Below are 22,889 nucleotides of genomic sequence, written 5' to 3'. Positions count from 1 at the left end.
GCAACAGGGATTGTGCGGCGGAGTTCGGGGCGGCGTCAAGACGCGCGGCGGCGGCGAGGGCCAATGACGGCCGATTCGGCCGGATTTTCAGACTGAGCGATAGGTTTCTTCTTCTCCCACAAGGGAAGAACGCCCTTCAAACCGAAGCCGTCATGCCGCCATCGACATACAGCGTATGGCCGTTGACGAAAGACGATGCGTCGGAGGCAAGGAACACGGCGGCGCCGATCAACTCGTCGACATTGCCCCAGCGCCCGGCCGGCGTACGCTTTTCCAGCCAGGCGGAAAATTCCGGATTGTCGACCAGCGCCTGGTTCATCTCGGTGCGGAAATAGCCGGGTGCGATCGCATTGATCTGCAGGCCGTGTTTGGCCCAGTCGGCGCACATGCCCCTTGTCAGGTTGCGGATCGCGCCTTTGGTCGCGGTGTATGGCGCGATGTTCGGCCTTGCCAGCTCGCTCTGCACCGAGCCGATGTTGATGATCTTGCCCTTGCCGCGGGGGATCATGTGGCGGGCGACCGCCTTGCCGACATGGAAGGCGCCCGATACATTGGTCTTGAACAGGCGCTCCCATTGCTCCTCGGGAAAGTCCTCGAGCGGGGCGCGGAATTGTATGCCGGCATTGTTGATGAGGATGTCGATGGCGCCGATCTCGGCCTCGATGCGGGCAATGTCCGCGTTGACCGCCTGAAAATCGGTGACGTCGAATACCGAGGCGTGCGCCTTGAAGCCGACATCGCGCAGCTTTTCGACGGCGCTGTCGATCCTGGCGGTGTCGCGACCGTTCAGCACTATGCTTGCACCGTGTCCGGCGAGGCCCCGAGCCAGCGCAAAGCCGATGCCTTGACCGGAGCCAGTCACCAGCGCCACCCGCCCCTTGAGGCTGAACAGGGAGTTGGCCATCAAACCGTCTTTTGTTTGACCATGATCTTGCCCGAAAACCGGTTTCCACTTTTCGGGATCATGGTTCTAGTCGCTGCGGCGGAAATTGCGGATGCGGTCGAACAGCACCGCCAGCAGGATGGCGCCGCCGATGAACACACCTTGCCAGAAGGCATTGATGCCGAGCAGACCGAGACTGTTGCGGATCACCTCGATCAGGGCCGCACCGACGATGGCGCCAAAGGCGGTGCCGACGCCGCCAGCTAGATTGGCGCCGCCGATGACGGTTGCGGCGATTACCTGCAGTTCCATGCCGGTGCCGAGATTGGTGGTGACGGCACCCAGCCAGCCGGTCTGGATGATGCCGGCAATGCCGGCCGACAGCGCCGAGATCATGTAGACGGCAACCTTGATCTGGCGCACCGGAACGCCGGTCAGCGTTGCCGCGTGCTCGTTGCCGCCAATGGCAAAGATGTGGCGGCCGAACTTCGTCCAGCGCAGGATAAAGCCGGTGATCAGCGCCAGAAGGATCATGTAAAGCACCGGATTGGCGATGCCGAACACCCAGGCGCCGCCGCCCAATGACAGAAGCTTGGCGTGGTCCGGCCCGAACTGGAAGACGACCGTGTTGTTGGAGGCGACCATGGCGAGGCTGCGGGCGATCGACAGCATGCCGAGCGTCACCACAAAGGGTGGAAAGCCGAGATAGGCGATCAGCACGCCGTTGAAGGCGCCAATGGCGAGCGCGGTGGCGATCGAGGCCAGGATGCCGACCTCGATTGAGTAGCCGGCATGCATCGTGACGGCCAAAATCATCGACGACAGGCACAGCACCGAGCCGACCGAGAGGTCGATGCCGCCGGTGATGATGACGAAGGTCATGCCGAGCGCGATAATGGCGACGAAGGTGATGTTGCGGGTGATGTTGTAGAGGTTCTTCGACGTGGCAAACGCGTCGGTGGCAAACGACAGGAACACGCAGGCGAGGATAACGGCGATCACCACCCAGAAGGTCTGGCTGGCAAACACTCTTGCCGGCAGGGATTGCTGCTTGTGTTCGATCGGCTGGTCAATTGTCAGTGCCATCGTCGACCTTCATCTGCTGTGCGTGGTGAAATTCGCTGAAATCAAACCTGTTCGATGGCGCCGGTGATCAGCCCGGTGACTTCCTCGGGCGAGCTCGACGCAATCGTCTTGTCGGCGACCTTGCGGCCGCGCCGCATGACTATGACGCGGTCGGCGACGGTGAAGACGTCAGGCATTCGGTGGCTGATCAGCACGACGGCAATGCCTTGATCGCGCAAATGGCGGATCAGGTTCAGCACTTCGGCGACCTGGCGCACCGAGATAGCGGCCGTCGGTTCGTCCATCAGCACGATCTTGGCCTGCGACAGCATGGTGCGGGCGATCGCCACCGCTTGGCGCTGGCCACCCGACATCTGCTTGACGAGATCGCGCGGACGGGTTTCGGACTTCAATTCGGCGAAGAGCTGGCCGGCGCGCTTGTACATCGAGGCATAGTCGAGGATGCGGAACGGCCCGACGCCGCGCCGCAACTCGCGGCCGAGATAGACATTGGCGGCGGCGGTCAGATTGTTGCAGAGCGCAAGGTCCTGGTGGACGATCTCGATGCCGTGCTGGCGGGCTTCCGCCGGCTTGTGCAGGATCAATTCCTTGCCATCCATGTGCATGGTGCCATGGCTCGGACGGAAATTGCCGGCGATCATCTTGACCAGCGTCGACTTGCCGGCGCCGTTGTCGCCCATGAGGCCGACCACCTGTCCGGGCTCGATCGACAGCGAAACGTCGTTGACGGCCTGGATGGCGCCGAAATGCCTTGAGATGTTGGTGAGTTCGAGAACCGCCACCAGCCTTTGCCTCCCCGTGATTTGCGACCTGCTGCTGTTCCCGGCGTGGATGCCGACGCTGCTTTGGCCTCGCTCTCCCCGGCTCCTCCCGAAGACGGCGTTAGCGTTCTTTTACGCAAAAGCCGGCGCACGTCAATCAATTGTCGGACGAATTGGGCCAGGACTATTTTAAAAATCCGTTTTGTAGGACAAATAGCATTGACGTTGGCGCCAAGCCGATATTAGCTAAGCGTCGGAGGAGATTATGCCGATCTCCGCTGGCGGTTCGCCGGCCGGAATCGGCGGAGGTTTGACGGTCCAGGATCCAGCGGCACCTGTGTGTGAGTTGATCTGAAGCCGAATCTGGAAATGCTTATCGATCTGTCCTGGCGACACGAGCGCTCGCGAAACGACCCTCGGTCATCACGCATCCGGTCGATCTGTATGGCGGGCACGCCGTGTCCGTTTGTTTCAAGGGAGGACTGACATGAGGAAAACACTTTTGCTCGCCGCCGTCGCCGCAATGGCGTTGGGTGCCGGGCCGGCTTTGGCCAAGAAACAGCTCGTCATTGTCGTGAAAGGTCTCGATAATCCGTTCTTCGAGGCCATCCACCAGGGCTGCGAGAAATGGAACAAGGAAAACGCCAGCTCGGAGTATGAATGCTTCTACACCGGTCCGGCGTCGACTTCGGACGAGGCCGGCGAGGCGCAGATCGTCCAGGACATGCTGAGCAAGGCCGACACGGTCGCGATGGCGATCTCGCCGTCCAACGCGCCGCTGATCGCGCAGACGATCAAGAGCGCCAATCCGACGATCCCGATCATGACGGTCGATGCCGATCTCAGCAAGGAAGACGCAGGTCTTCGCAAGACCTATCTCGGTACCGACAATTACCTGATGGGCAAGAAGATCGGCGAGTACATCAAGAAGGGCAAGCCGAATGGTGGCACGATCTGCACCATCGAAGGCAACCCGGCAGCCGACAACATCCTGCGCCGTGCGCAAGGCATGCGTGACGCACTGTCGGGCAAGGAAGGCCTTGCCGCACTTGCGGGTGAAGGTGGTTGGACCGAAGTTCCCGGCTGCCCGGTGTTCACCAATGACGATGGCGCCAAGGGCGTGCAGGCGATGACCGACATCCTCGCCGCCAACCCCAAGCTGGACGCCTTCGGCATCATGGGCGGCTGGCCGCTGTTCGGCGCGCCGCAGCCCTACCGCGATCTGTTCGGGCCGCTCAAGGACCGGATCGCCAGCAACGACTTCGTCATCGGCGCCGCCGACACGATCGGCGACGAAGTGGCGATCGCTCGTGACGGCCTTGTAACGGCTCTGGTCGGCCAGCGGCCGTTCGAAATGGGCTACAAGGCACCGTCGGTGATGATCGACCTGATCGAAGGCAAGGCGGTCGCCGATCCGGTGTTCACCGGCCTCGACGAGTGCACCAAGGATACGGTCGACACCTGCATCCAGAAGTAGGTTCTCGATTTCGGGGCGCCCGGTTGCGGGCGCCCCGTCATTCCTGAACGGAAGCGGTATTCCCGAACGGACGCAATAGTTGGGGCAATCGGCTCCGGCTTTGCCGCGCCCGTGATCTGGATTTTTCGGCAACGAGATCGGCGCCCGTACGGTTCGGACCAGTCCGGACGACAGACGGTCGACGCATTGGAACGTGGATGCCGGACGAGAAGTCAAGCAAGCGAACCGACCTAACCAAGGCACAAGCGAGCCACGGTCCGGCTGTCATGCGGAAGGCTGGTGCCGCGCATTTTGCGGGGGCGAGCGTCCATGTCTCGTTGGCCGGCGAGATTGGCCTGCGGATCGTGCGTGGCGACTATCCGCCCGGCACCATCCTGCCCAACGAGTCCAAATGGGCCGAGATCTTCAATGTCAGCCGTTCGGCGGTGCGCGAAGCCATCAAGATGCTGATGGCGAAAAGCCTGTTGGCCTCACGCCCCAAGATCGGCAGTTGGGTCGAGCCGAAGGAGCGCTGGAACCTGCTCGACCGCGACGTTCTGGCCTGGTACGCGACGGCGCCCGACCGCGAGGCGTTCCTGCGAACCGTGCAGGAGTTTCGTCATATCATCGAGCCGGAAGCGTCGGCCTTTGCCGCCATGCGGCGCAGCGACGAGCAAATGGCGGAAATCAGCCAGGCCTGCCGCGACATGGGCGAGGCCTTGAGCCTGCAGGAGCGTATCCGCGCCGATACGCGCTTTCATCTGGCCATCCTGCGCGCTTCCGGCAACGACCTTCTGGTGCCGCTCGGCGTGCTGATCGAATCGGCGCTCGACCATCTCTTCGCATTCACGACACAGCAGGTCGCCGATCAGCGCCAGGCGCAGAAGCTGCATGAGGCGATCGAAAAGAACATCCGCCTGCAGCGCCCAGCCGCTGCGCGCAACGCCGTGCACAAGCTGCTTGCAGATACCGACGATGGGATAGGGCGGTGGCGGCGGTGATCGGCGCCGGCGTTGGGCAATCGGTTAAATGGTCTGTTTCTTGCCATCCTTCATCGGCATCAGGTCGACACCGTTCACCCCAGCGATATGCGTCGCCAGCATCGGTACGAATTGCTCGGCCGGGCCGGTTGCATGGGCACCGGCGAAGGAGTTCTTGGTGGCGTTGCCGAGCGGGTTGGCAATGCCGGCCGCACCCGCCATCGATTCCAGATAGGTCAGGTCCTTGAAGGCATTGGCGATGGTGAATTTGTGCGCATCGCGGTCACCTTCCAGCGTCCAGCGCATGAAGGTCTGGTAGAAGCCGCAATCCATGCGGCCATTGCGAATGACGCTGTCGAAGCGCGGCGGCGAGATGCCGACCTTCTCAGCCAGTGCCAGTGCCTCGGAATAGATCGCGGCGTAGCCGAGCGAGATGAAATTGTTGAGCAGCTTCATGCGATGGCCGTCGCCGGTGTCGCCGATATGGACGATGCGGCCGGCCCAGGTTTCGATTACCGGTTTCACCCTGGCAAAGAGGGCGTCCGGTGCGCCGACCATGGCGTCGAGCGTGCCTTCCCAGGCTTCCTTCGGCGTGCGGCTGAGCGGTGCGTCGACAAAATCGATGCCGAGTGCATTGAGCTCAGCGGCAAGCGCAATGGTCGAGACTGGATCTGAGGTCGAGCAATCGACGACGACCGAACCTTTCTTCAAACCCTCCTTGAGGCCGCCCGGGCCGCGAATGATGGCTTCGACCTCGCGCGAACCGGTGACGCAGATGAAGACGATATCAGACGCCGCCGCCACATCGCGCGAGGTTGATGCTTCCTTCGCACCTCGACCGAGCAGATCCTCCGCCGGCTTGCGGTTCTTGCGGCCGAGGAAGGTCAGGCTGTAGCCCTTGTCGACGATGTTCTTGGCGATCCCGTGCCCCATCAGACCAAGGCCGATGAAGCCGATCTTTTCGCTCGCGGCAGTCGTGTTCATATCTTCAAGTCCTGTTGCAATGATTGATGTCAGGCGCTGCCGTTTTGCAGGCGAGGATGGTTGCGGATGGTGATATTGTCTGACAATACACATAAATCCCAGAGGATGTGGAGAGCAAAATGACGAAGCGGATCATGTTCACCGGCGGCAGCGGCAAGGCCGGACGCCATGTCGTGCAGTATCTGGTCGAGCAAGGCTGCCAGGTGCTCAACATCGACACCAGGCCGCTCGACAACCCAAAGGTGCGCACGCTGATCACCGACATCACCGACAGCGGGCAGGTGTTCAACGCACTGTCGAGCTATATGGGCCTGCACGAATTCGACCCTTCGCTGCGCCCGCAGGCGGTCGATGCGGTGGTGCATTTCGCCGCCATCCCGCGCATCATGATCACCACCGACAACGAGGTGTTCCGCATCAATGCGCTCGGCACCTACAATGTCATCGAGGCGGCGGTAAAGCTCGGCATCCCCAAGGTTATCATCGCCTCCAGCGAGACGACCTATGGGCTCGTGTTCGCCAACGAGCCACGCGATCCCAAATATTTCCCGCTCGACGAGGAGTATGACGTCGACCCGATGGACAGCTATGCTTTGTCCAAGGTCGTCAACGAGAAGACGGCGCGGGCATTTGCGCAGCGCAACGGCACCGACATCTATGCCCTGCGCATCGGCAACGTCATCGAGCCGCACGAATATTCGCTGTTTCCGAAATGGTTCGCCGATCCGGGTTTCCGCAAGCGCATCGCCTGGAGCTATGTCGATGCGCGCGACCTTGGCCAGATCACGCTGCGCGCCATAGAGAAGGACGGGCTCGGCTATCAGGTGTTCAACGCCGCCAACGACGACACCTCGTCCGACCTGCCGACCGCCGAACTCTTGAAGCGGTTCTACCCCGGCGTGCCGCTCAAGGCCGAGCTCGGTGAATACGAGACGCTGCTGTCGAACCGCAAGGCGCGCGACGTGCTCGGTTTCCGCCCGGAGCATAGCTGGCGCAGATACGTCAAGCAGGACTGATCCGCGAAGCAAGCGAGGCTGATCTGTGCACAGCGGGCGGCTTTGCGGTGCAAGCCGCTTGCCGCGCTTGACAGCCTGCTTAATACGGACTTTCTGGAACCCATGCGGGACGCGAAGCCGAACAAGGAAAAATCGTTGGGGAAAGCGGCCTCCGGGGACCGTCCGGGCGGCGTTCGCCGGGCGGACGCCGCGCGTATTCCAGGCTCCAGCGTCCACGCCTCGCTGGCCAGCGAAATCGGCCTCAGGATCGTGCGGGGCGACTATCCGCCTGGTACCATCCTGCCCAATGAAGCGAAATGGTCGGAGACCTTCAGCGTCAGCCGCTCGGCGGTGCGCGAGGCGATCAAGATGCTGATGGCCAAGAGCCTTTTGGCCTCACGTCCCAAGATCGGCAGCTGGGTCGAGCCGAAGGAACGCTGGAACCTGCTCGATCGCGATGTGCTTGCCTGGTACGCGACGTCGCCGGATCGCGAAGTGTTCCTCAAGACGGTGCAGGAATTCCGCCACATCATCGAGCCGGAAGCGACCGCGTTTGCCGCCATGCGAAGAACCGACGAGCAGATGGCCGAGATCAGCCTGGCCTGCCGGGAGATGGGAGAGGCGACGAGCCTGCAGGAGCGGACCCGCGCCGACACGCGCTTCCATCTTGCCATCCTGCGGGCTTCGGGCAACGACCTGCTGGTGCCGCTCGGCGTACTGATCGAATCCGCCTTCGATCACCTCTTTGCCTATACGACGCGGGAGATCGACGATCTCAACCACGCGCAGAAGCTGCACGAGGCAATCGAGAAGAACATCCGCCTGCAGCGCCCCGACGCGGCGCGCAATGCAGTGCGCAAACTGCTCGCCAACACAGACGGCGTCATCCGCGCCCGGTAGGGCCGGCCGCCGCTAATCATCCTTGTCACGTCCGAAGGCGCTGCGCAGTTCATCCTTGGCGTCCTCAAGCACTTTTTTGCGCGCGGCAGGCAAGTTCTTGCCGGCGCGGTTGATGTAGAAGTTCAGCATCGACATGGCCGACTGGAACGGCTCGGCCTTGCGCCGGTGGCTGTGTTCGGCGGATCGCTTGAGCGAGGCGGCGATCTTCCTGGCGTCGTCGGATTCGAAGACGTGATCCTCAAGATCCATCGCGTCGCTGTGCTCGGTCACCTCGGCCGACCATTTTTTCCTGGTGGCGGTCATCGCAGGACTCCTCTGCAGGGTGGGTTGCCGGGAAACTCCGCACATCGGCATCGGTTCCGTCCTGGCTCTGGAGCCACGGATTTGCCAGCTGTGGCGCTGCTGCGGCCTGAGAATGCGCCGATAGTGGCGCAAACGGCAGCCGATCTCCGAGACCGCCGACAGGAAACGCCTTGACCCGAACCGACAGCATCCAGCCCGGCCCCGGCATCGACAGCTCCTATGCCTGGATGCGGCTCGCCATCTCGATGCTGCTGGCGACGATCGGCGCCGTCGGCATGTGGGCTGTCGTCGTCGTGCTGCCCGCGGTGCAGGCCGAGTTCGGCGTCGACCGCGCCGCGGCGTCCATGCCTTACACTGCGACCATGGTCGGTTTCGCCGCCGGCAACGTGCTGGTCGGTCGCGCCATCGACCGGATGGGATACTGGATCCCGGCGCTGCTCTCTTCGATCGCGCTTTCCGCCGGGCTGCTGCTGGCGGCGCTGTCGACCTCGATCCTGCAATTCACGCTTGCCCAAGGAGTGCTGATCGGTATCGGCACGTCGGTGATCTTCGGGCCGCTGATCGCCGATATCTCGCACTGGTTCAACCGCCGGCGCGGTGTCGCGGTGACCGCGGCGGCCGCCGGAAACTACCTCGCCGGAGCGATCTGGCCGACCATCATGCCGACACTGATAAAGGCGGAAGGCTGGCGCTTCACCTATGCCGCCATCGGCATCTTCTGTCTGGTGACCATGGTGCCGCTGGTGCTGATGCTGCGGCGCGGTGCCCCAGTTGCGGCTGCCGCCGGTTCGCCCGGAAGCCGGCCGGTGCAGTCGATGCCGCTGTCGCCGGCGGCGTTGCAGGTGCTGCTGGTCGTCGCCGGCCTCGGCTGCTGCGTGGCGATGTCAATGCCGCAAGTGCATATCGTCGCCTATTGCATGGACCTTGGCTACGGAGTCGCACATGGCGCCGACATGCTGTCGATCATGATGGCGGGCGGCGTCGTCAGCCGGCTGGCGTCCGGCTTCCTCGCCGACCGTATCGGCGCGGTGTGGACACTGATGATCGGCTCGGTGCTGCAATGCCTGTCGCTGCTGTTCTACATCCCGTTCGACGGGCTTGCCTCGCTCTATGTGGTGTCGCTGGTGTTCGGCCTGTCGCAAGGCGGTATCGTGCCTTGCTACGCGATCATCGTGCGCGATTACATGCCGGCCAAAGAGGCTGGCCAGCGTATCGGCATCGTCTTGATGGCGACGATCTTCGGCATGGCGATCGGCGGCTGGATGTCGGGCTGGATCTACGATTTGACCGGCTCCTATGCGGCTGCGTTCCTCAACGGCATCGCCTGGAATTTGCTGAACATACTGGCGATCGGGCTGCTGTTGTGGAAGGCACGGCGCAGCGCAGCCGTGATGGCCTGAGCTCTCCGTGCCCAATGGTCCGGGAGCTGCGCGGCTTGACAACCACCCAAGGCTGCGCGACGCCGGAAGATGGGTGGGTGCGGCAACAGGCCGGTTTGGCATGACGATGGTGGCAAAGACCCTGAATATGGTTCCAAAGGCGCTTGGCTGTACAAGCCCGTCGGCAGGAGTGCGTCCTTGACCAAGCCGCGCTCGCGCCGGGGCGGCGGCCGCCCTACCATCGCGGATGTCGCGCGCAAGGCCGGCGTTGGTGCCATCACCGTGTCGCGCGCCCTGCGTGAGCCGGAGCGTGTGTCCGAAGAGCTGCGCCGCCAGATCCAGGCCGCCGTCGACGAACTGGGCTATGTGCCGGACCCGAATGCCCGGGCCCTGGCCTCGGCGCGCGCCGAGGTGTTCGGCGTGCTGGTGCCGTCGCTGACCAACAACGTCTTCGCCGAGGTGGTGCGTGGCATCTATGACAGCCTGTCGGCCAGCCCGTTCCGCATCCAGCTTGGCAACACCCACTATTCCGGCCTTGAGGAAGAGCGGCTGCTGCAGGTGTTCGGTTCGCAACGGCCAGCCGCGCTGATCGTCGCCGGCATCGATCAGACACCGGCTTCGCGAAAGCTGCTGGAAAGTGCCGGCTGCCCTGTGGTGCAAGTCATGGAAACCGGTCCAGATCCCGTCGACATGATGGTCGGCTTCTCGCATCTCGATGGCGGCAGGGCGGCGACCGAGCATCTGATCGAGGCCGGCTATCGCCGCATCGGCTTCATCGGCGCGCGCATGGACCCGCGTTCGCAGCGGCGCCTTGCCGGCTATCGCGCGGCGATGGAGGCCGCGGGCCTGTTCGATCCGCGCCTCGTCACCACTACGCCGGTGCTGTCCAGCGTGTCGCTCGGCCGCGAGATGTTCCGCGATGCGCTGGCCAAGGTGCCGACACTCGACGGTGTCTTCTGCAACAATGACGATATCGCGCTCGGCGTCTTGTTCGAATGCCATCGCGCCTCGATCGCGGTGCCGAAGACGATCGGCATCGTCGGTTTCAACGATCTCGACATGATGCAGGTGGCGTTTCCTTCGGTCACCAGCATCCGCACCCATCGTTATGAGATCGGCCGGCGTGCCGTTGCCATGGCGCTTGCGGCGATCGCCGGCAACAGACCGGAGCAACGGATCGTCGACCTCGGTTTCGAGCTCAAGCGCCGCGAGAGCACGGCGCGTTGAAACGCACAGAAGCGACTGTGCGAATACCGGTTTACACGCCAATTTGGTAGCGCTACCATTTCCTGCAGGCAGGTGCATCAACGACAGGGCGTACCTGTTTATTATACATAAGCGACAACTAATACTTGTTTATTATGGATAATATGATAGTTTTCGTACCGCTGGCGGCGACAAGGGAGGAACCGGGTCGGCCACCACGGGCGGCCAAGGACGCGCATGGCGAGGCGGGAGGTGCCGGTCCATCGCGCGAAAATTCGCGTTGCGAAACGAACAATCTGAACTGCAATCGGGAGGATTATCGATGATCAAGTCACTGGTTGGTGGCGTCGTTGCCGCCACTGCATTCGTCATGCTCAATTCGGCCGCCATGGCCGCCGGACCCGAAATCGTGTCGGGTCCCGCCGCTCAGGCGGATTGTTTCGCGCCGTGGGACGCGGAGACCAAATTCTTCAAATATCCCAAGAAGGAAGGGCCGTTCCGCATCGCCTTCGCCAATGGCTACATCGCCAACACCTGGCGCATCCAGATGGTGCAGACGGCCAAGGCCTACGCCGCACAACCTGAAGTCAAAGCCAAGATCAAGGAATTCAAGGTCGTCTCGACGGGCGAGGACGTGCCGGCACAGATCTCGGCGATCAACAATTTCATCGATTCCGGCTATGACGCCATCGTCACCGACGCCCAGAACCCGACGGCCTTCGGTCCGGTCATCAAGCGCGCCAAGGAAGCCGGCATCGTGCTGGTCGCCTTCGACAACATCCTCGACACCAAGGACGCCATCAACGTCAATGTCGATCAGAAGGGCCTTGGCGAATTGTGGGCCAAGTGGCTGGTCGCCAAGATACCGAACGGCGGCAAGATCCTGGAAGTGCGCGGCGTCGCCGGCACCTCGGTCGACACCGATCGTCACAACGGCATCCACGAGGTCTTCGACGCGTCCGGCAAGAAGTGGGACGTGACCGAAGTCGCCGGCAAATGGGATGACGGCGTGGCACAGAAAGTGACCGCGGATGCGATCGCCACCAACGGTCCGTTCGACGGCATCACCGGGCAGGGCGGCGACACCGGCATCGTGCAGGCGATGATCGACGCCAAGCATCCGTTCGTGCCGTTTGGCGGCGAGACCGAGAACGGCTTCCGCAAGTTCTGCGCCGCGCATTCGGCCGACGGGCTGAAGTGCTCGTCCGCAGGCTCGGGTCCGGCTCAGGTCGCCGTCGCCATCAAGACCGCGATCGCCGCACTCGAAGGCGAGGTTGTGCCACAAGAGGTGAAGCTGCCGCTGGCGATCGCCGAAGACCCGAACTTGAAGGAAGGCACGGATTATTTCCCCAAGGAATCCGATAATTTCTTCGTCGGCAATTCCTTCCCGACCTGCGGCATCAATTTCAGCGCCCAGGAAATCATGGGTCAGACCAAGGAAAACCAGTAAATCATCGCTGGCTGTCGCCTGGCGCCGCGGGTTTTGCGGGGGCGCTTGTCTCAATCCCACAATCGCCCTGGGAGGGCCGATGGACGGTGCGGCTCCGCTCTTTCGTATGGAAGGCATATCCAAGCGCTATGGCGGCGTACGTGCGCTGGAGAAGGCCGAGCTTGTCGTCGAAGCCGGCAGCATCCACGCCATTCTCGGTGAAAACGGCGCCGGCAAATCGACGCTGATCAAGGTCATGGCAGGTGTCGTGGCGCCCGATGAGGGCCGCATGACGCTGGACGGGCGCGAGGCGACCTTCGCTTCTCCGGGGGCCGCCAACAAGGCCGGCATCGTCTGCATCTTCCAGGAACTGTCGCTGGTCCCTGAGCTCAGCGTGGCCGACAACATCGTCATTTCCGATCCGCCCAAACGCTTCGGCATGATCGACCGCAAGGCGCAGCGCCGCATCGCCGAAGAAGCACTTGCTCGCGCCGGCGCAGCCGACATCCACCCGCTGGCGCTGGTCAAGGACCTGCCATTGTCGCGCCGCCAGATGGTCGAGATCGCCAAGGCTTTGGCACGCAAGCCGCGCATCCTCATCCTCGACGAAGCGACCTCCGCGCTGACCGCCGCGGATGTCTCGAATATCTTCGCGGTGCTGAAGCGGCTGCGCTCGGAAGGGCTGGCGCTGCTTTACATCTCGCACCGCATGAACGAGATCGCCGAACTGGCGGATCAGTGCACGGTGTTCCGCAACGGCCGCAATGTCGCCAGCTATGCAGCCGGCTCGAAGAGCGACAATGAGGTGGTCGAACTGATGATCGGCCGCGAATACAGCCATATCTTTCCGCCCAAGCCGGCGGCCGTGCCTGCCACCGCGGCCCCCAGGCTCGAGGCCCGCAAGCTCTCATGGGCCGACCGGCTGCACGATATCTCGCTGACCGTCAGGGCAGGTGAGGTGGTCGGCCTTGGCGGCCTCGACGGCCAGGGCCAGCGTGAATTGCTGCTCGCCTTCTTCGGCGTGCTGCGGGGCCTCAGCGGCCAGATCCTGATCGACGGCAAGTCTGTCTCGATCACCAGTCCATCCGTTGCGCGCGACGACGGCATCGGCATGGCGCTCATTCCCGAGGACCGCAAGACCGAAGGGCTGATGCTGCCGATGACGGTGCGCGAGAACCTGTCGTTCGCGGCGCTCGACCGGCTGTCGAAAGCCGGCATCATCGATCGCGCCGCCGAGCAGCGGCTGATCGACGACATGGTCGGCCTCTTGGCGATCAAGACGGCGGGCCTCGACATTCCGGTCGGCGCGCTTTCGGGCGGCAACCAGCAGAAAGTGGTCATCGCCAAATGGCTGATGCGCCAGCCGCGCATCATCCTGCTCAACGATCCGACGCGTGGCATCGACGTCGGCACCAAGCAGGAGTTGTACCAGCTGATGCGCAAATTGGCCGACGCGGGTGCGGCGATCCTGTTCTACTCGACCGATTATGACGAACTGATCGGCTGCTGCGACCGCGTGCTGGTGCTCTATGACGGGGCGGTCAAGCGCGAGTTGGTCGGTGCCGAGATCACCGAACGGGCGCTGATATCAAGCGCGCTCAACATCCATGGCGAGGAGAGCCCAGTGGGCCTGGGAGCAAGCGCGTGAAAGATTGGCGCTACTGGCTGGCCGAGCAGCGCGGAACGCTGCTGGCGTTCGGCATCTTCATCGTCATGTTCGTCATCTACACCTCGAACCATCCGGCGGGCTTCACCGCCAATGTCGTGCAGACGGCGTCGAACAAGGGTGTGCTGCTCGCCTTTGTCGCCATGGCGCAGACGCTGGTGGTGATCACCGCCGGCATCGACCTGTCCGTCGGCATGATCTTCCTTTTGACCAACTGCCTGGCCTCCTGGCTGGTGGTCGGCACGCCGATGCAGACGACGCTCGGTGTCATCGCCGTGCTGGCGGTAGGGCTGCTGTGCGGCGCGATCAACGGCGCCATCGTCATCTATGGCCGATTGCAGCCGATCGTCGCCACCATTGCCACGGGGGCCGTCTATTACGGCATCGGCCTTTTGCTGCGGCCATTCCCGGGCGGCTCGGTCAATGAGGATCTGGCCGATGCGCTGACCGGCCGTGTGTTTGGCGTGGTGCCGGCGAGCCTGGTCGTCCTGCTGGCCGTCGTGCTGGTGATCTGGGTGCCGTTCAGCCGCTCGGTGCTCGGCCGCGCCGCCTACGCGGCAGGCTCATCGGAGACGGCGGCCTACATGTCGGGTGTGCCGATCCGGCGCGGCAAGTTCGCCGCCTACACGCTGGCCGGCCTGCTGGCGGCGATCGGCGGACTGTTCCTGACCTTCTTCACCTATACGGGTGAAGCGGCCTATGCCAGCGGCAACTCCTACACGCTGTTTTCGATCGCCGCCGTGGTGCTCGGCGGCGTTTCGCTGTTCGGCGGCAAGGGCAGCGCGATCGGCGCCATCTTCGGCGCACTGGCCTTCCGCACCATCGGCGACCTGTTGTTCGTCTTCGATTTCGATCCGCTCTGGCAGCCGCTGTTCCAGGGCGTTATCCTGCTGGTCGCCGTCAGCCTCGGCGCCTTCGCCCTGTTTCGGGTCCGCAACCGGCTGGAGTGGTTCCTGTGAGCGAAACGACGCTTGGCGGCATTGCCGGCCGCATGCCCAGATTCATCCGCCGTGCCGATCCGGCGGTGCTGACGGCCTTTGCCTGCATCGTTCTCTTGCTGTTCCTGGGCAGCCTCTATTCCAGAAGCTTCCTGTCGCCTGAATATCTTCTGCAGCAGCTCAAGGTGGCTTCATTCCTCGGCGTCATCGCCACCGGGATGATGCTGGTCATCCTGCTCGGTCAGATCGACCTGTCGGTGCCGTGGGCGGTGGCGGCGGGCGCCATGATGGCCTGCGCTGCGGCGGCGTACGGCCCGGTCGGCGTGGCGCTGGCCATTCCGTTCGGTATTTTCTGCGGCATGCTGATCGGCGTCGTCAACGGCATCGGCGTCGCCTATCTGCGCATCCCCTCGATGATCATCACATTGGCCACCAACGCCGTCGCGCAAGGGCTGATGGTGGTCTACACCGGCGGCTTCTCGCCGCAGGATTCGGCGACGGGCGCGATGCGCTACCTGGCGACCGGCTTCGCCATTCCGGGCGTGCCCAACGCGGTCATCATCTGGGCGCTGATCGGAGCCGCGATGGTGTTCGTGCTGACCCGTACCAGCTTCGGCCGCACCGTCTACGGCATCGGCAACCGCGAGCGCGCGGCCTATCTCTCCGGCATCGATACGCGGCGCGTGGTGATGATCGCCTTCGCCGTCTCCGGCGGGCTCTCGGCTTTCGGCGGCGTGCTTCTGGCGGGCTATGCCTCCAAGGCGGCGCAGTCGATGGGCGACGCTTATCTGCTGCCGTCGATCGCCGCGGTGGTGCTTGGCGGCACCTCGATCCTGGGCGGACGCGGCTCTTATCTCGGCACTGTCGCCGGTGTCATCCTCATCACGCTGCTGCAGTCCATCCTCTCCGTCATGCAGATGCCGGAGGCGGGGCGGCAGATCATCTACGGTGTCGTCATCGTCGCCATGCTGCTGCTCTACGGCCGCGCGCCGGCAAGCCGCTGACAGTGGATGAAAAGGCAGCACAGGCGCCAGCGGGCGCTCCCGGCTCGGTGTCTCCGGCCATCGTGGTGATGGGCGTCGCCGGCTGCGGCAAGTCGGCCGTCGGTATTGCGCTGGCGGCCGCGCTGCGCGTTACCTTCATCGAGGGCGACAGGCTGCACCCGCCGGAAAACGTCGCACGCATGGCAAGCGGCGAACCCCTTACCGATCAACTGCGCGAAGGCTGGCTCAACGCGATCGGCGAGCGCATCGCGGAGTCGGTGGGCGGCCGACAGGGCGTGGTTGCCGCCTGCTCGGCACTGAAGCGCAGCTACCGCGAACGGTTGAGCGGCTTCTGCCCGGAAATCGTCTTCCTCTATCTGGAGATCGACCCTGCCACGGCCAGGCAGCGTGTCGGCAACCGCAAGGGCCATTTCATGCCGGCAAGCCTGGTCGACAGCCAGTTCGCCATCCTCGAGCCGCCGGCAGTGGAGGAGCGGGCCTTGTCGCTCGATGCGACGCGCCCGGTCGGTGAGCTCGTCGCTGCCGCGGTCCGACTGATACGCCGGTCATGAACTTTCATCGTCAGTGCCGATGCCGGTGCTGTCCTGGGCCTCGGTCAGCCGCTGCCGGCGGGATCACGTCAGCATCTGCTCGGGGTAGAGCCTCAGCGCCTCCAGCAGGCGGTCATGCTTGAGCAGGATGTAGTGCGCCTGCACGGCCATGTTCTTGGCGCCATCCCTGGCGGTGTCCGTTGCCGGGGTGACAGACGCCTCCGGCGCCAGCGCGGGGCTGAGCACGGCCCGGTACTCATGTCCGTGCTTGAGCCGGCGCCCGCGACGCCGGACCGCCGATCGGCAGACACAACTTCAGAAATGTTGATTTCGAGGGTCGGACGAAGATATTCGTGTCGCTATTCCATATATGGCGTCAGCACATCTTCGATCCATTTCATGAATGCGCGGACTCGGCGCGACAGATTGCTCCGATGCGCAACGACGAGGGACACGGCGAGCGCCCGGCGACGAAAATCGGGTATGATCTCGACAAGCGCTCCACTCTCCAAGTATCGGCCAATGCCCAAGAGTGGCGCCTGAATCACACCAAGGCCGGCGAGGGCGGCGGCTTCGTAGGTCTGCGCGCTGTTGACGTGTAGCCCACCTGGCAACTGAAGCGTCGCGTAGCTGTCGCCGTCCGGATATTCCCATCCATAGGGTCTCGCGCCCAGCACCGTCGAAAAGTGAATTGTCCTATGTTCCTGACGCTGGAGATCTTCCAGCGACCGAGGGACGCCATGGCGCGCCAGATAGGCGGGGCTGGCAGCGTTGGCCATGCGCAACAGGCCCAGTGGGCGGGCAATCAGCGTCTCGTCCCGAATGGGTCCAAGCCGCAATACACAATCGAACCCCTCTTGAACCAGATCGACTTGCCGATCCGTACTCGACACCTCCAGCTCCAACTCGGGGTGCGCCGCCATGAAATCCGGCAAGGCCGGCACGATCGTTGTGCGCGCCACTTCGGTTGGAAGGTCGACCCGCAAACGCCCGCGAAGTGCCACGCGATCGCCGGCGAACATCGAGTGCAGATCATCGACTTCAGCAAGCAGATCGCGGGCACGGGCATGAAATGCGCGTCCGTCTTCCGTCAACCGCACGCTGCGCGTCGTCCGGTGCAGGAGCCTGACACCGAGATCTTCTTCCAGCTTCCGGACCGCCGTTGAGGCTCTCCCCTTTTGGATGCCCAGGCTGTCGGCTGCGCGGGTGAAGCTCCCCATTTCCGCTACCGTTATGAAAATGAGGATGGGTTCGAGATTTTGCATTTTCGTGCCCCGGTATTGTTTCCCGAAAAGAGAACAGTCGGTTCATTTCCTCGGTGTTTATCACGTCTTGGGGGCACAGTAAGCTTGGAACATGGGATCTTCCCAATGGAGAATGACAAGTGTCGGAAACCGTAAACCTGCATCAGACACCTGAAACTATGACCTTGCATCGCGCCCTGTGGGCCGGCCGGATAATGAGCGCGTTTGTCGTTATCGCTTTGATGGCAGACGGCACTGTTCAGCTTTTCGCGCCGGCACGGATCGCGAGCATGTTGCAGGAAACCGGGTTCGCGATGGACCTGACCCGTGTCGTGGGTCCGATCATACTCGCCTGCGCCATCCTCTATGCCATCCCGGTCACCGCCGTCCTCGGCGCGATCCTGGTGACTGGCTTTCTGGGAGGTGCCATCTGCGCCCATCTCCGCATCGGTGAGTTGGGGTCGCCGCCGGAAATCATTTCCCTGCTTCTGGGCGCGATGACCTGGGGCGGCCTCTATCTGCGCGATCCGCGTATCCGGGCCATTCTGCCGCTCATCCATTGAACCAACAGGGGCAGCTCTGTCCCTAAACATCAGGAGAAAACACATGTTCTTAGTAATGGGAATCACGGGAAACGTGGGCGGCGCGACGGCAAGGCATTTGCTAGCGCAAGGCAAGAAGGTGCGCGCGCTGGTCCGCGACCGCGAGAAGGCATTGAGCTGGGCGAACCGGGGCGTGGAGCTCGTTGACGGCGATTGGAACGATTCGGCAGCCATCGAGCGAGCGCTCGAAGGCGTCGAAGGCGCGTTCGTCATGCTGCCCCCTGTCTGGGCGCCTTCGCCCGATTACAAGGAAGCAAAGGGCGTGATTGCAAGCTATGTCGAGGCGCTCACCAAGACAGCGCCGCCGCGAGTGGTTGCGCTTTCGTCTATGGGGGCGAACAGAACCAGCGGGCACGGGGTAATCGCGGCCTTGTCCCTTCTGGAGCAAGGTTTTCGCGACCTGACATCGCCAGTTGCTTTTGTGCGCGCAGGCGGATTCTTCGAGAATTTTCTTTTCGGGTTGCAGGTCGCGCAGGGCGGAACGCTGCCGGCTTTCTACAATCCGACAAACCGGAAATCGACAATGGTCGCGACGAACGACATCGGCGCGGAATTCGCAACGCTTTTGACCGGGCCAATGTGGTCAGGGCAGCGCATCGTCGAGCTTGGTTCGATGGTCAGCGCGGACGACGTCGCCGAGCAATTGGGCGAAGTCCTGAATCTCGACGTGAAAGCCTTTGCAATCCCGCGTGCGGGGTGGGCGGAAGCGCTCGAGCAATTCGGCATCCCGAAGGGCCACAGCGGACCTGCCGAAGAAATGTACGAGGCCGTGAATGCGGGATGGATGGACCTCGGTGTGGCGGGTACGGAGCACGTGGCGGGTACGACGTCCGCACGCGATGTATTCGAGGCTGCGTCCAATTTGAACGGGTAGGCCAAACTGTATGGGGTTCTCCTGTGATTTCAGGTCTTCGCAACCCGGGATTTGGAGAACTCCCTCTTCAATGGAAGAATCTCATGTCTGTCTGAGCGCGGTCAGCTTGCAGTCGGTGGTTTAGATCTGCGACGTCAGCTCGACCGGAAAATCGTCATTGTCCGCATCGCGCATGGCGGCGAGGCTGCGATTGTCCAGCACCTCGGCGATAGCCTGCCGCACCTCCAGCATCATGTGGCGGACCTGGCAGGTCGCCTCGTCGCAATCCTCGCAGCGCTGATACTGCGTGCGGCTGGCGCAAGGGATCGGCGCCAGCGGCCCGTCAAGCACGCGCACGACATGGCCGATCTTGATTTCGGAGGCCAACCGGGCAAGGCGGTAGCCGCCTTCCTTGCCTTTGCGGCTCTGGACGAAGCCGGCATTGCGCAACTCGCCCAGGATGGCATCGAGGAATTTCTTCGGGATATTATTGGCCACAGCGATGTCATTGACGAAGGCCAATTGGCCGGCCGGCAGGCCAGACAGATGCACGAGGGCCTTGAGGCCGTATTTGCCTTTTTTTGTCAGCATGCCCAGATCAACCCATAAAAGCCCCAACCACTCGCATCTGCCGACTGTTTGTGTGCAAATAATGACGTCTTCGCCCTGCGATGATGTTTCGCAAACAGCCACCAAATTGCACGTTAGGCATAAACGCGTTGATTCTTTGTAACGTTTTGCACTGAGAAGGCGGATATTCTGCTGATAACCAGGTTTTCGGCGTTCAAAAACGAAAAAAGCCGGCAGGGCGCCGGCTTTTCCGTCTACTCCGCAGATATCGCGGCCTTCAGCGGCTGCCGTAGGTCTGGTCGAGCAGGCCGCCAGCGGCGAAATGCTCTTTCTGTACTTTGTCCCAGCCGCCGAAGACGTCTTCCACCGTCAGCAGCCGGATATCGGGGAAATCGACCTTGTATTTTGCCGCCACAGCGGCGTCGCGGGCTCTGAGGCCGTTGCGGGCGGCGATGTCCTGGCCCTCCGGCGTGTAGAGGAAGTCGAGATAGGTCTTGGCCAGATCGCGCGTGCCGTGCTCGTCGGCAACCTTGTCGACGATCGCGACGGGGAATTCGGCCAGCAGGCTGACCGAAGGCGTGACCTGCTCGAACTTGCCGTCGCCATACTCCTTGCGAATGCCGCGCGTCTCCGACTCGAAGGTGATCAGCACATCACCGATCTCGCGCTGCACGAAGGTGGTGGTCGCGGCGCGGCCGCCGGTGTCGAAAATCGGCACGTTGTTGAACAGCTTGGTGATGAACTCCTTCACCTTGGCGTCGTCGCCCTTGAAGGCCTCCTTGGCGTAGGCGGTGGCCGCCAGATAGGTGTAGCGCGCATTGCCGGAGGTTTTCGGATTGGGGAAGATCACCTGCACGTCGTCGCGCACGAGATCGTTCCAGTCCTTGATATGCTTGGGGTTGCCGGCGCGTACCAGGAAGGACGGCAGCGAATAGAAGGGCGAGGCGTTGTCGGGAAAGTTCTTCTGCCAGTCTGCCGACACGAGGTCCTTCTTGACCAGGAAGTCGATGTCGGTGACCTGGTTGAAGGTAACGACATCGGCGCCAAGGCCCTCGGCGATGGCGCGCGCCTGCGCCGAAGTGCCGGCATGCGACTGGTCGACGGTGACGCCCGGATGCTGAGCGATGAAAGCCTTGTTGACCTGCACGAACAGTTCGCGGCCGACATCATAGGATGCGTTGAGCAGTTTGTCAGCCGACCAGGCCGGGGAGGATGCGAGGAACAGGCCGGCGACGGTGGCAAGCCCGAGGAAAAATCGCTTCATGAAAACAGGCTCCGATGCAATGTGTTTATGGTCGGACCATAGCCGGGGTGCGTGGTGTGCGACGAGGCATGGGTCCGGGGATCAATGCATCGCTTCTAGAAAACCTATCCCCGGAATAGAAGGTTCGTAGTTTTTTCTTTCAAGTGCGACTTCGCCTCGGTGGACGCCGATCGTTCCAATTCGTTTGACTGTTCCGAAAAAAGATACACATTGTGTATGCAGGTGTGCTACGGGAGCGACAAGGAGCGCTGCCATGACAAAGACCACACCCGAGACCCACGCCAAGCCTGTCAATCTGCGCATCCGAGAGGATGTGCGCATATTGATCGACCGTGCTGCGAAAATACGCGGGAAGACCCGCTCCGACTTTATGATCGATGCTGCATATCGTGCGGCCGAGGACACGCTGCTCGACCAGGCACTGATCAAGGTGGATCCCGAGAGCTATCGGCACTATCTCGACATCCTCGATGAGACGCCAAGCGGTGAAGGTTTTGCACGCCTTATGAACGTGCCCAGGCCGTGGCAGGGATGATACTATCGGCGCCCGCGCCTCTGGCCGAAAATCACGATCTCGACCTTTTTCGAAGCGGGACGGAAAGTCTCGACCAATGGCTTCGCCTGAGGGCGCGAGCCAACCAGGTCAGCGGCGCGTCGCGTACCTATGTGGTGGCGGAAGACGCGCGCGTTGTCGGTTATTCCTGCCTCTCTTCGGGCGGGCTTGATCTCGCGCAGGCACCCGGCGCCATTCGTCGCAACATGCCTGATCCCATTCCGATGGTCGTGCTCGGGCGTCTTGCCGTCGACGCGGGCTGGCAAGGCAAGGGGCTGGGTGCCGCGCTGCTGCAAGACGCCGTTTTACGGGCAGGTCGCGCCGCGACGATCCTCGGGATTCGCGGGATATTTGTTCATGCCATATCGGATGAGGCGAAAGCCTTTTACGAACACTACGGTTTTGCGGCTTCGCCGAAAAACCCAATGACCTTGGTGCTGTCGCTGAAAGGCGTGACGAAAGGATAGTCGTGTCGCTCGAAGCATGAATTAAGCCGACCGCCATCAGACCGAAACGTTCCGGGGTGCGATGGCAGGCGATGTCTCCTGTGCCGAGTTTTCCCGGGCCTTGCACCGTGGCGCTGTTTGGCATATACAAATGGCATATACAAAAGAGCTGCAACATGCCCCAGAACCGTCATTCAACAACGCCGCCCAAGGAGGCGAAGCTGTTTCGCAACAACCGCAGCCAGGCGGTGCGCATTCCTGTCGAGTTCGAGCTTCCCGGCGAAAAAGTCCTGATCAGCCGGGAAGGCGATCGTCTTGTCATCGAGCCGGTTCGCAAACCTGGCCTCACCGCGTTGCTCGCCCAGTGGGCGAAAGAGCCGCCGCTCGATCCTGAAGACGACTTCCCCGAGATCGACGACACGCCAGTCAAATCCGAGGACATTTTCTAGATGCGGTTCATGCTGGATACGAACATCATCAGCGACATGATCCGAAACCCGGCTGGCAAGGCCGCGAGGGCAATGTCGCGCGAGGGAGATGACGCGGTTTGCACCAGCATCGTGGTCGCCTCGGAATTGCGATATGGCTGCGCCAGGAAGGGATCGGCCAAGCTGCTCAAGAAGGTTGAAGACTTGCTGGCCGAGATTCCTGTCTTGCCGCTCGATGTGCCGGTGGATGCCGAGTATGGCGGACTTCGCGCCGAGCTTGAAGCGGCAGGCCAGACCATTGGCCACAACGATCTTTTTATTGCCGCTCATGCCTGTGCATTGGGCGCCACGCTGGTGACCGCCAACACGGGCGAGTTCAACCGGATCAAAGGCCTGAAGGTCGAGAACTGGCTGGCGTAGCCCTCGACC

At 62.5% G+C, this 22,889-nt stretch carries 26 protein-coding genes; 17 read left to right on the top strand and 9 right to left on the bottom strand.

What is annotated here, in order from left to right:
* Nucleotides 1–136: 136 nt before the first annotated feature.
* The 3 genes from NKI99_RS15175 to NKI99_RS15165 form a co-directional block, all read right to left on the bottom strand.
* Nucleotides 137–904, bottom strand: a complete 768-nt coding sequence (locus NKI99_RS15175) for an SDR family oxidoreductase (protein ID WP_352551679.1) — start codon at nucleotides 902–904, stop codon at nucleotides 137–139.
* A 66-nt stretch (nucleotides 905–970) separates the two neighbouring features.
* Nucleotides 971–1,969, bottom strand: a complete 999-nt coding sequence (locus NKI99_RS15170) for an ABC transporter permease (RefSeq protein WP_023813245.1) — start codon at nucleotides 1,967–1,969, stop codon at nucleotides 971–973.
* 41 nt (nucleotides 1,970–2,010) lie between these two features.
* Complete coding sequence (locus tag NKI99_RS15165; protein ID WP_013530854.1) at nucleotides 2,011–2,751, bottom strand: ATP-binding cassette domain-containing protein; 741 nt, start codon at nucleotides 2,749–2,751, stop codon at nucleotides 2,011–2,013.
* Nucleotides 2,752–3,217: 466 nt separating this feature from the next.
* Here NKI99_RS15165 and NKI99_RS15160 point away from each other — a divergent pair, with 466 nt between their 5' ends.
* Nucleotides 3,218–4,207, top strand: a complete 990-nt coding sequence (locus tag NKI99_RS15160) for a sugar-binding protein (RefSeq protein WP_023813244.1) — start codon at nucleotides 3,218–3,220, stop codon at nucleotides 4,205–4,207.
* 197 nt (nucleotides 4,208–4,404) lie between these two features.
* The gene (locus NKI99_RS15155) at nucleotides 4,405–5,187 is read left to right on the top strand and encodes a FadR/GntR family transcriptional regulator (RefSeq protein ID WP_023813243.1); all 783 of its coding nucleotides are present in this window, start codon (nucleotides 4,405–4,407) and stop codon (nucleotides 5,185–5,187) included.
* Nucleotides 5,188–5,211: 24 nt separating this feature from the next.
* Here the strand turns inward: NKI99_RS15155 and NKI99_RS15150 are convergent, their stop codons facing one another.
* Nucleotides 5,212–6,150 carry an NAD(P)-dependent oxidoreductase gene (locus NKI99_RS15150; RefSeq protein ID WP_352611333.1) on the bottom strand — a complete coding sequence of 313 codons (939 nt, stop codon included), beginning with the start codon at nucleotides 6,148–6,150 and terminating at the stop codon, nucleotides 5,212–5,214.
* A 119-nt stretch (nucleotides 6,151–6,269) separates the two neighbouring features.
* Between NKI99_RS15150 and NKI99_RS15145 the strand changes: the two genes are divergently transcribed.
* Nucleotides 6,270–7,166 carry an NAD-dependent epimerase/dehydratase family protein gene (locus tag NKI99_RS15145; protein ID WP_352611332.1) on the top strand — a complete coding sequence of 299 codons (897 nt, stop codon included), beginning with the start codon at nucleotides 6,270–6,272 and terminating at the stop codon, nucleotides 7,164–7,166.
* Between the two features lie 102 nt (nucleotides 7,167–7,268).
* Nucleotides 7,269–8,045 carry a FadR/GntR family transcriptional regulator gene (locus NKI99_RS15140; RefSeq protein WP_023813240.1) on the top strand — a complete coding sequence of 259 codons (777 nt, stop codon included), beginning with the start codon at nucleotides 7,269–7,271 and terminating at the stop codon, nucleotides 8,043–8,045.
* A 12-nt stretch (nucleotides 8,046–8,057) separates the two neighbouring features.
* Here NKI99_RS15140 and NKI99_RS15135 read toward each other — a convergent pair whose 3' ends face one another.
* Nucleotides 8,058–8,348, bottom strand: coding sequence for a DUF3175 domain-containing protein (locus tag NKI99_RS15135; RefSeq protein WP_031213606.1), 291 nt, complete (start codon nucleotides 8,346–8,348; stop codon nucleotides 8,058–8,060).
* A gap of 170 nt (nucleotides 8,349–8,518) precedes the next feature.
* On the opposite strand from NKI99_RS15135, the gene NKI99_RS15130 reads away from it, so the two are divergent.
* From NKI99_RS15130 to NKI99_RS15100, 7 genes are all read left to right on the top strand, one after another.
* A complete protein-coding gene (locus tag NKI99_RS15130) occupies nucleotides 8,519–9,748 on the top strand; it encodes an MFS transporter (protein WP_352611331.1) in 1,230 nt (409 codons plus the stop codon).
* 177 nt (nucleotides 9,749–9,925) lie between these two features.
* Nucleotides 9,926–10,954, top strand: a complete 1,029-nt coding sequence (gene gntR, locus NKI99_RS15125) for an HTH-type transcriptional regulator GntR (protein ID WP_352611330.1) — start codon at nucleotides 9,926–9,928, stop codon at nucleotides 10,952–10,954.
* Nucleotides 10,955–11,255: 301 nt separating this feature from the next.
* Nucleotides 11,256–12,383, top strand: coding sequence for a sugar ABC transporter substrate-binding protein (locus NKI99_RS15120; protein ID WP_352441169.1), 1,128 nt, complete (start codon nucleotides 11,256–11,258; stop codon nucleotides 12,381–12,383).
* Nucleotides 12,384–12,462: 79 nt separating this feature from the next.
* On the top strand, nucleotides 12,463–14,010 hold the full coding sequence (locus NKI99_RS15115; RefSeq protein ID WP_352611329.1) for a sugar ABC transporter ATP-binding protein: 1,548 nt from the start codon (nucleotides 12,463–12,465) through the stop codon (nucleotides 14,008–14,010).
* On the top strand, nucleotides 14,007–14,987 hold the full coding sequence (locus NKI99_RS15110) for an ABC transporter permease (RefSeq protein ID WP_127295462.1): 981 nt from the start codon (nucleotides 14,007–14,009) through the stop codon (nucleotides 14,985–14,987). Before NKI99_RS15115 ends, NKI99_RS15110 begins: the two co-directional genes overlap by 4 nt.
* On the top strand, nucleotides 14,984–15,970 hold the full coding sequence (locus NKI99_RS15105; RefSeq protein ID WP_127295464.1) for an ABC transporter permease: 987 nt from the start codon (nucleotides 14,984–14,986) through the stop codon (nucleotides 15,968–15,970). Before NKI99_RS15110 ends, NKI99_RS15105 begins: the two co-directional genes overlap by 4 nt.
* Nucleotides 15,971–15,972: 2 nt before the next feature.
* The gene (locus NKI99_RS15100) at nucleotides 15,973–16,521 is read left to right on the top strand and encodes a gluconokinase (RefSeq protein WP_352611328.1); all 549 of its coding nucleotides are present in this window, start codon (nucleotides 15,973–15,975) and stop codon (nucleotides 16,519–16,521) included.
* Nucleotides 16,522–16,584: 63 nt separating this feature from the next.
* Here NKI99_RS15100 and NKI99_RS15095 read toward each other — a convergent pair whose 3' ends face one another.
* Together NKI99_RS15095 and NKI99_RS15090 are read right to left on the bottom strand one after the other, a co-directional pair.
* The gene (locus NKI99_RS15095) at nucleotides 16,585–16,746 is read right to left on the bottom strand and encodes a hypothetical protein (RefSeq protein ID WP_352611327.1); all 162 of its coding nucleotides are present in this window, start codon (nucleotides 16,744–16,746) and stop codon (nucleotides 16,585–16,587) included.
* A 113-nt stretch (nucleotides 16,747–16,859) separates the two neighbouring features.
* Nucleotides 16,860–17,765 (bottom strand): LysR family transcriptional regulator, encoded by a 906-nt coding sequence (locus NKI99_RS15090; protein ID WP_352441166.1) that lies wholly within the window; start codon nucleotides 17,763–17,765, stop codon nucleotides 16,860–16,862.
* A 119-nt stretch (nucleotides 17,766–17,884) separates the two neighbouring features.
* Here NKI99_RS15090 and NKI99_RS15085 point away from each other — a divergent pair, with 119 nt between their 5' ends.
* Complete coding sequence (locus NKI99_RS15085; RefSeq protein WP_127295470.1) at nucleotides 17,885–18,307, top strand: DoxX family protein; 423 nt, start codon at nucleotides 17,885–17,887, stop codon at nucleotides 18,305–18,307.
* A 43-nt stretch (nucleotides 18,308–18,350) separates the two neighbouring features.
* Nucleotides 18,351–19,220 carry an NmrA family NAD(P)-binding protein gene (locus NKI99_RS15080; RefSeq protein WP_023813228.1) on the top strand — a complete coding sequence of 290 codons (870 nt, stop codon included), beginning with the start codon at nucleotides 18,351–18,353 and terminating at the stop codon, nucleotides 19,218–19,220.
* A gap of 120 nt (nucleotides 19,221–19,340) precedes the next feature.
* Here the strand turns inward: NKI99_RS15080 and NKI99_RS15075 are convergent, their stop codons facing one another.
* Together NKI99_RS15075 and NKI99_RS15070 are read right to left on the bottom strand one after the other, a co-directional pair.
* On the bottom strand, nucleotides 19,341–19,790 hold the full coding sequence (locus NKI99_RS15075) for an RrF2 family transcriptional regulator (protein ID WP_023813227.1): 450 nt from the start codon (nucleotides 19,788–19,790) through the stop codon (nucleotides 19,341–19,343).
* A 256-nt stretch (nucleotides 19,791–20,046) separates the two neighbouring features.
* Nucleotides 20,047–21,033, bottom strand: a complete 987-nt coding sequence (locus NKI99_RS15070) for a sulfate ABC transporter substrate-binding protein (RefSeq protein ID WP_352551694.1) — start codon at nucleotides 21,031–21,033, stop codon at nucleotides 20,047–20,049.
* A gap of 253 nt (nucleotides 21,034–21,286) precedes the next feature.
* On the opposite strand from NKI99_RS15070, the gene NKI99_RS15065 reads away from it, so the two are divergent.
* The 4 genes from NKI99_RS15065 to NKI99_RS15050 all read left to right on the top strand — a co-directional run bounded on the left by NKI99_RS15065 (nucleotide 21,287) and on the right by NKI99_RS15050 (nucleotide 22,880).
* Nucleotides 21,287–21,568 (top strand): type II toxin-antitoxin system TacA family antitoxin, encoded by a 282-nt coding sequence (locus tag NKI99_RS15065; protein ID WP_023813225.1) that lies wholly within the window; start codon nucleotides 21,287–21,289, stop codon nucleotides 21,566–21,568.
* Nucleotides 21,568–22,053, top strand: coding sequence for a GNAT family N-acetyltransferase (locus NKI99_RS15060; protein WP_128303536.1), 486 nt, complete (start codon nucleotides 21,568–21,570; stop codon nucleotides 22,051–22,053). The genes NKI99_RS15065 and NKI99_RS15060 overlap by 1 nt, the downstream gene beginning before the upstream one ends.
* A 155-nt stretch (nucleotides 22,054–22,208) precedes the next feature.
* Complete coding sequence (locus NKI99_RS15055; protein ID WP_023813223.1) at nucleotides 22,209–22,481, top strand: AbrB/MazE/SpoVT family DNA-binding domain-containing protein; 273 nt, start codon at nucleotides 22,209–22,211, stop codon at nucleotides 22,479–22,481.
* Entirely contained in the window at nucleotides 22,482–22,880 is a 399-nt protein-coding gene (locus NKI99_RS15050; RefSeq protein WP_023813222.1) for a type II toxin-antitoxin system VapC family toxin, read from the top strand.
* Nucleotides 22,881–22,889: the final 9 nt, after the last annotated feature.

Origin of the sequence: Mesorhizobium sp. M0239 (genome assembly GCF_040321815.1) — a bacterium.
GTDB lineage: Bacteria > Pseudomonadota > Alphaproteobacteria > Rhizobiales > Rhizobiaceae > Mesorhizobium.
Note: the sequence above shows the minus strand (reverse complement) of the source record. Positions and strands in the feature narration are given on the sequence as shown.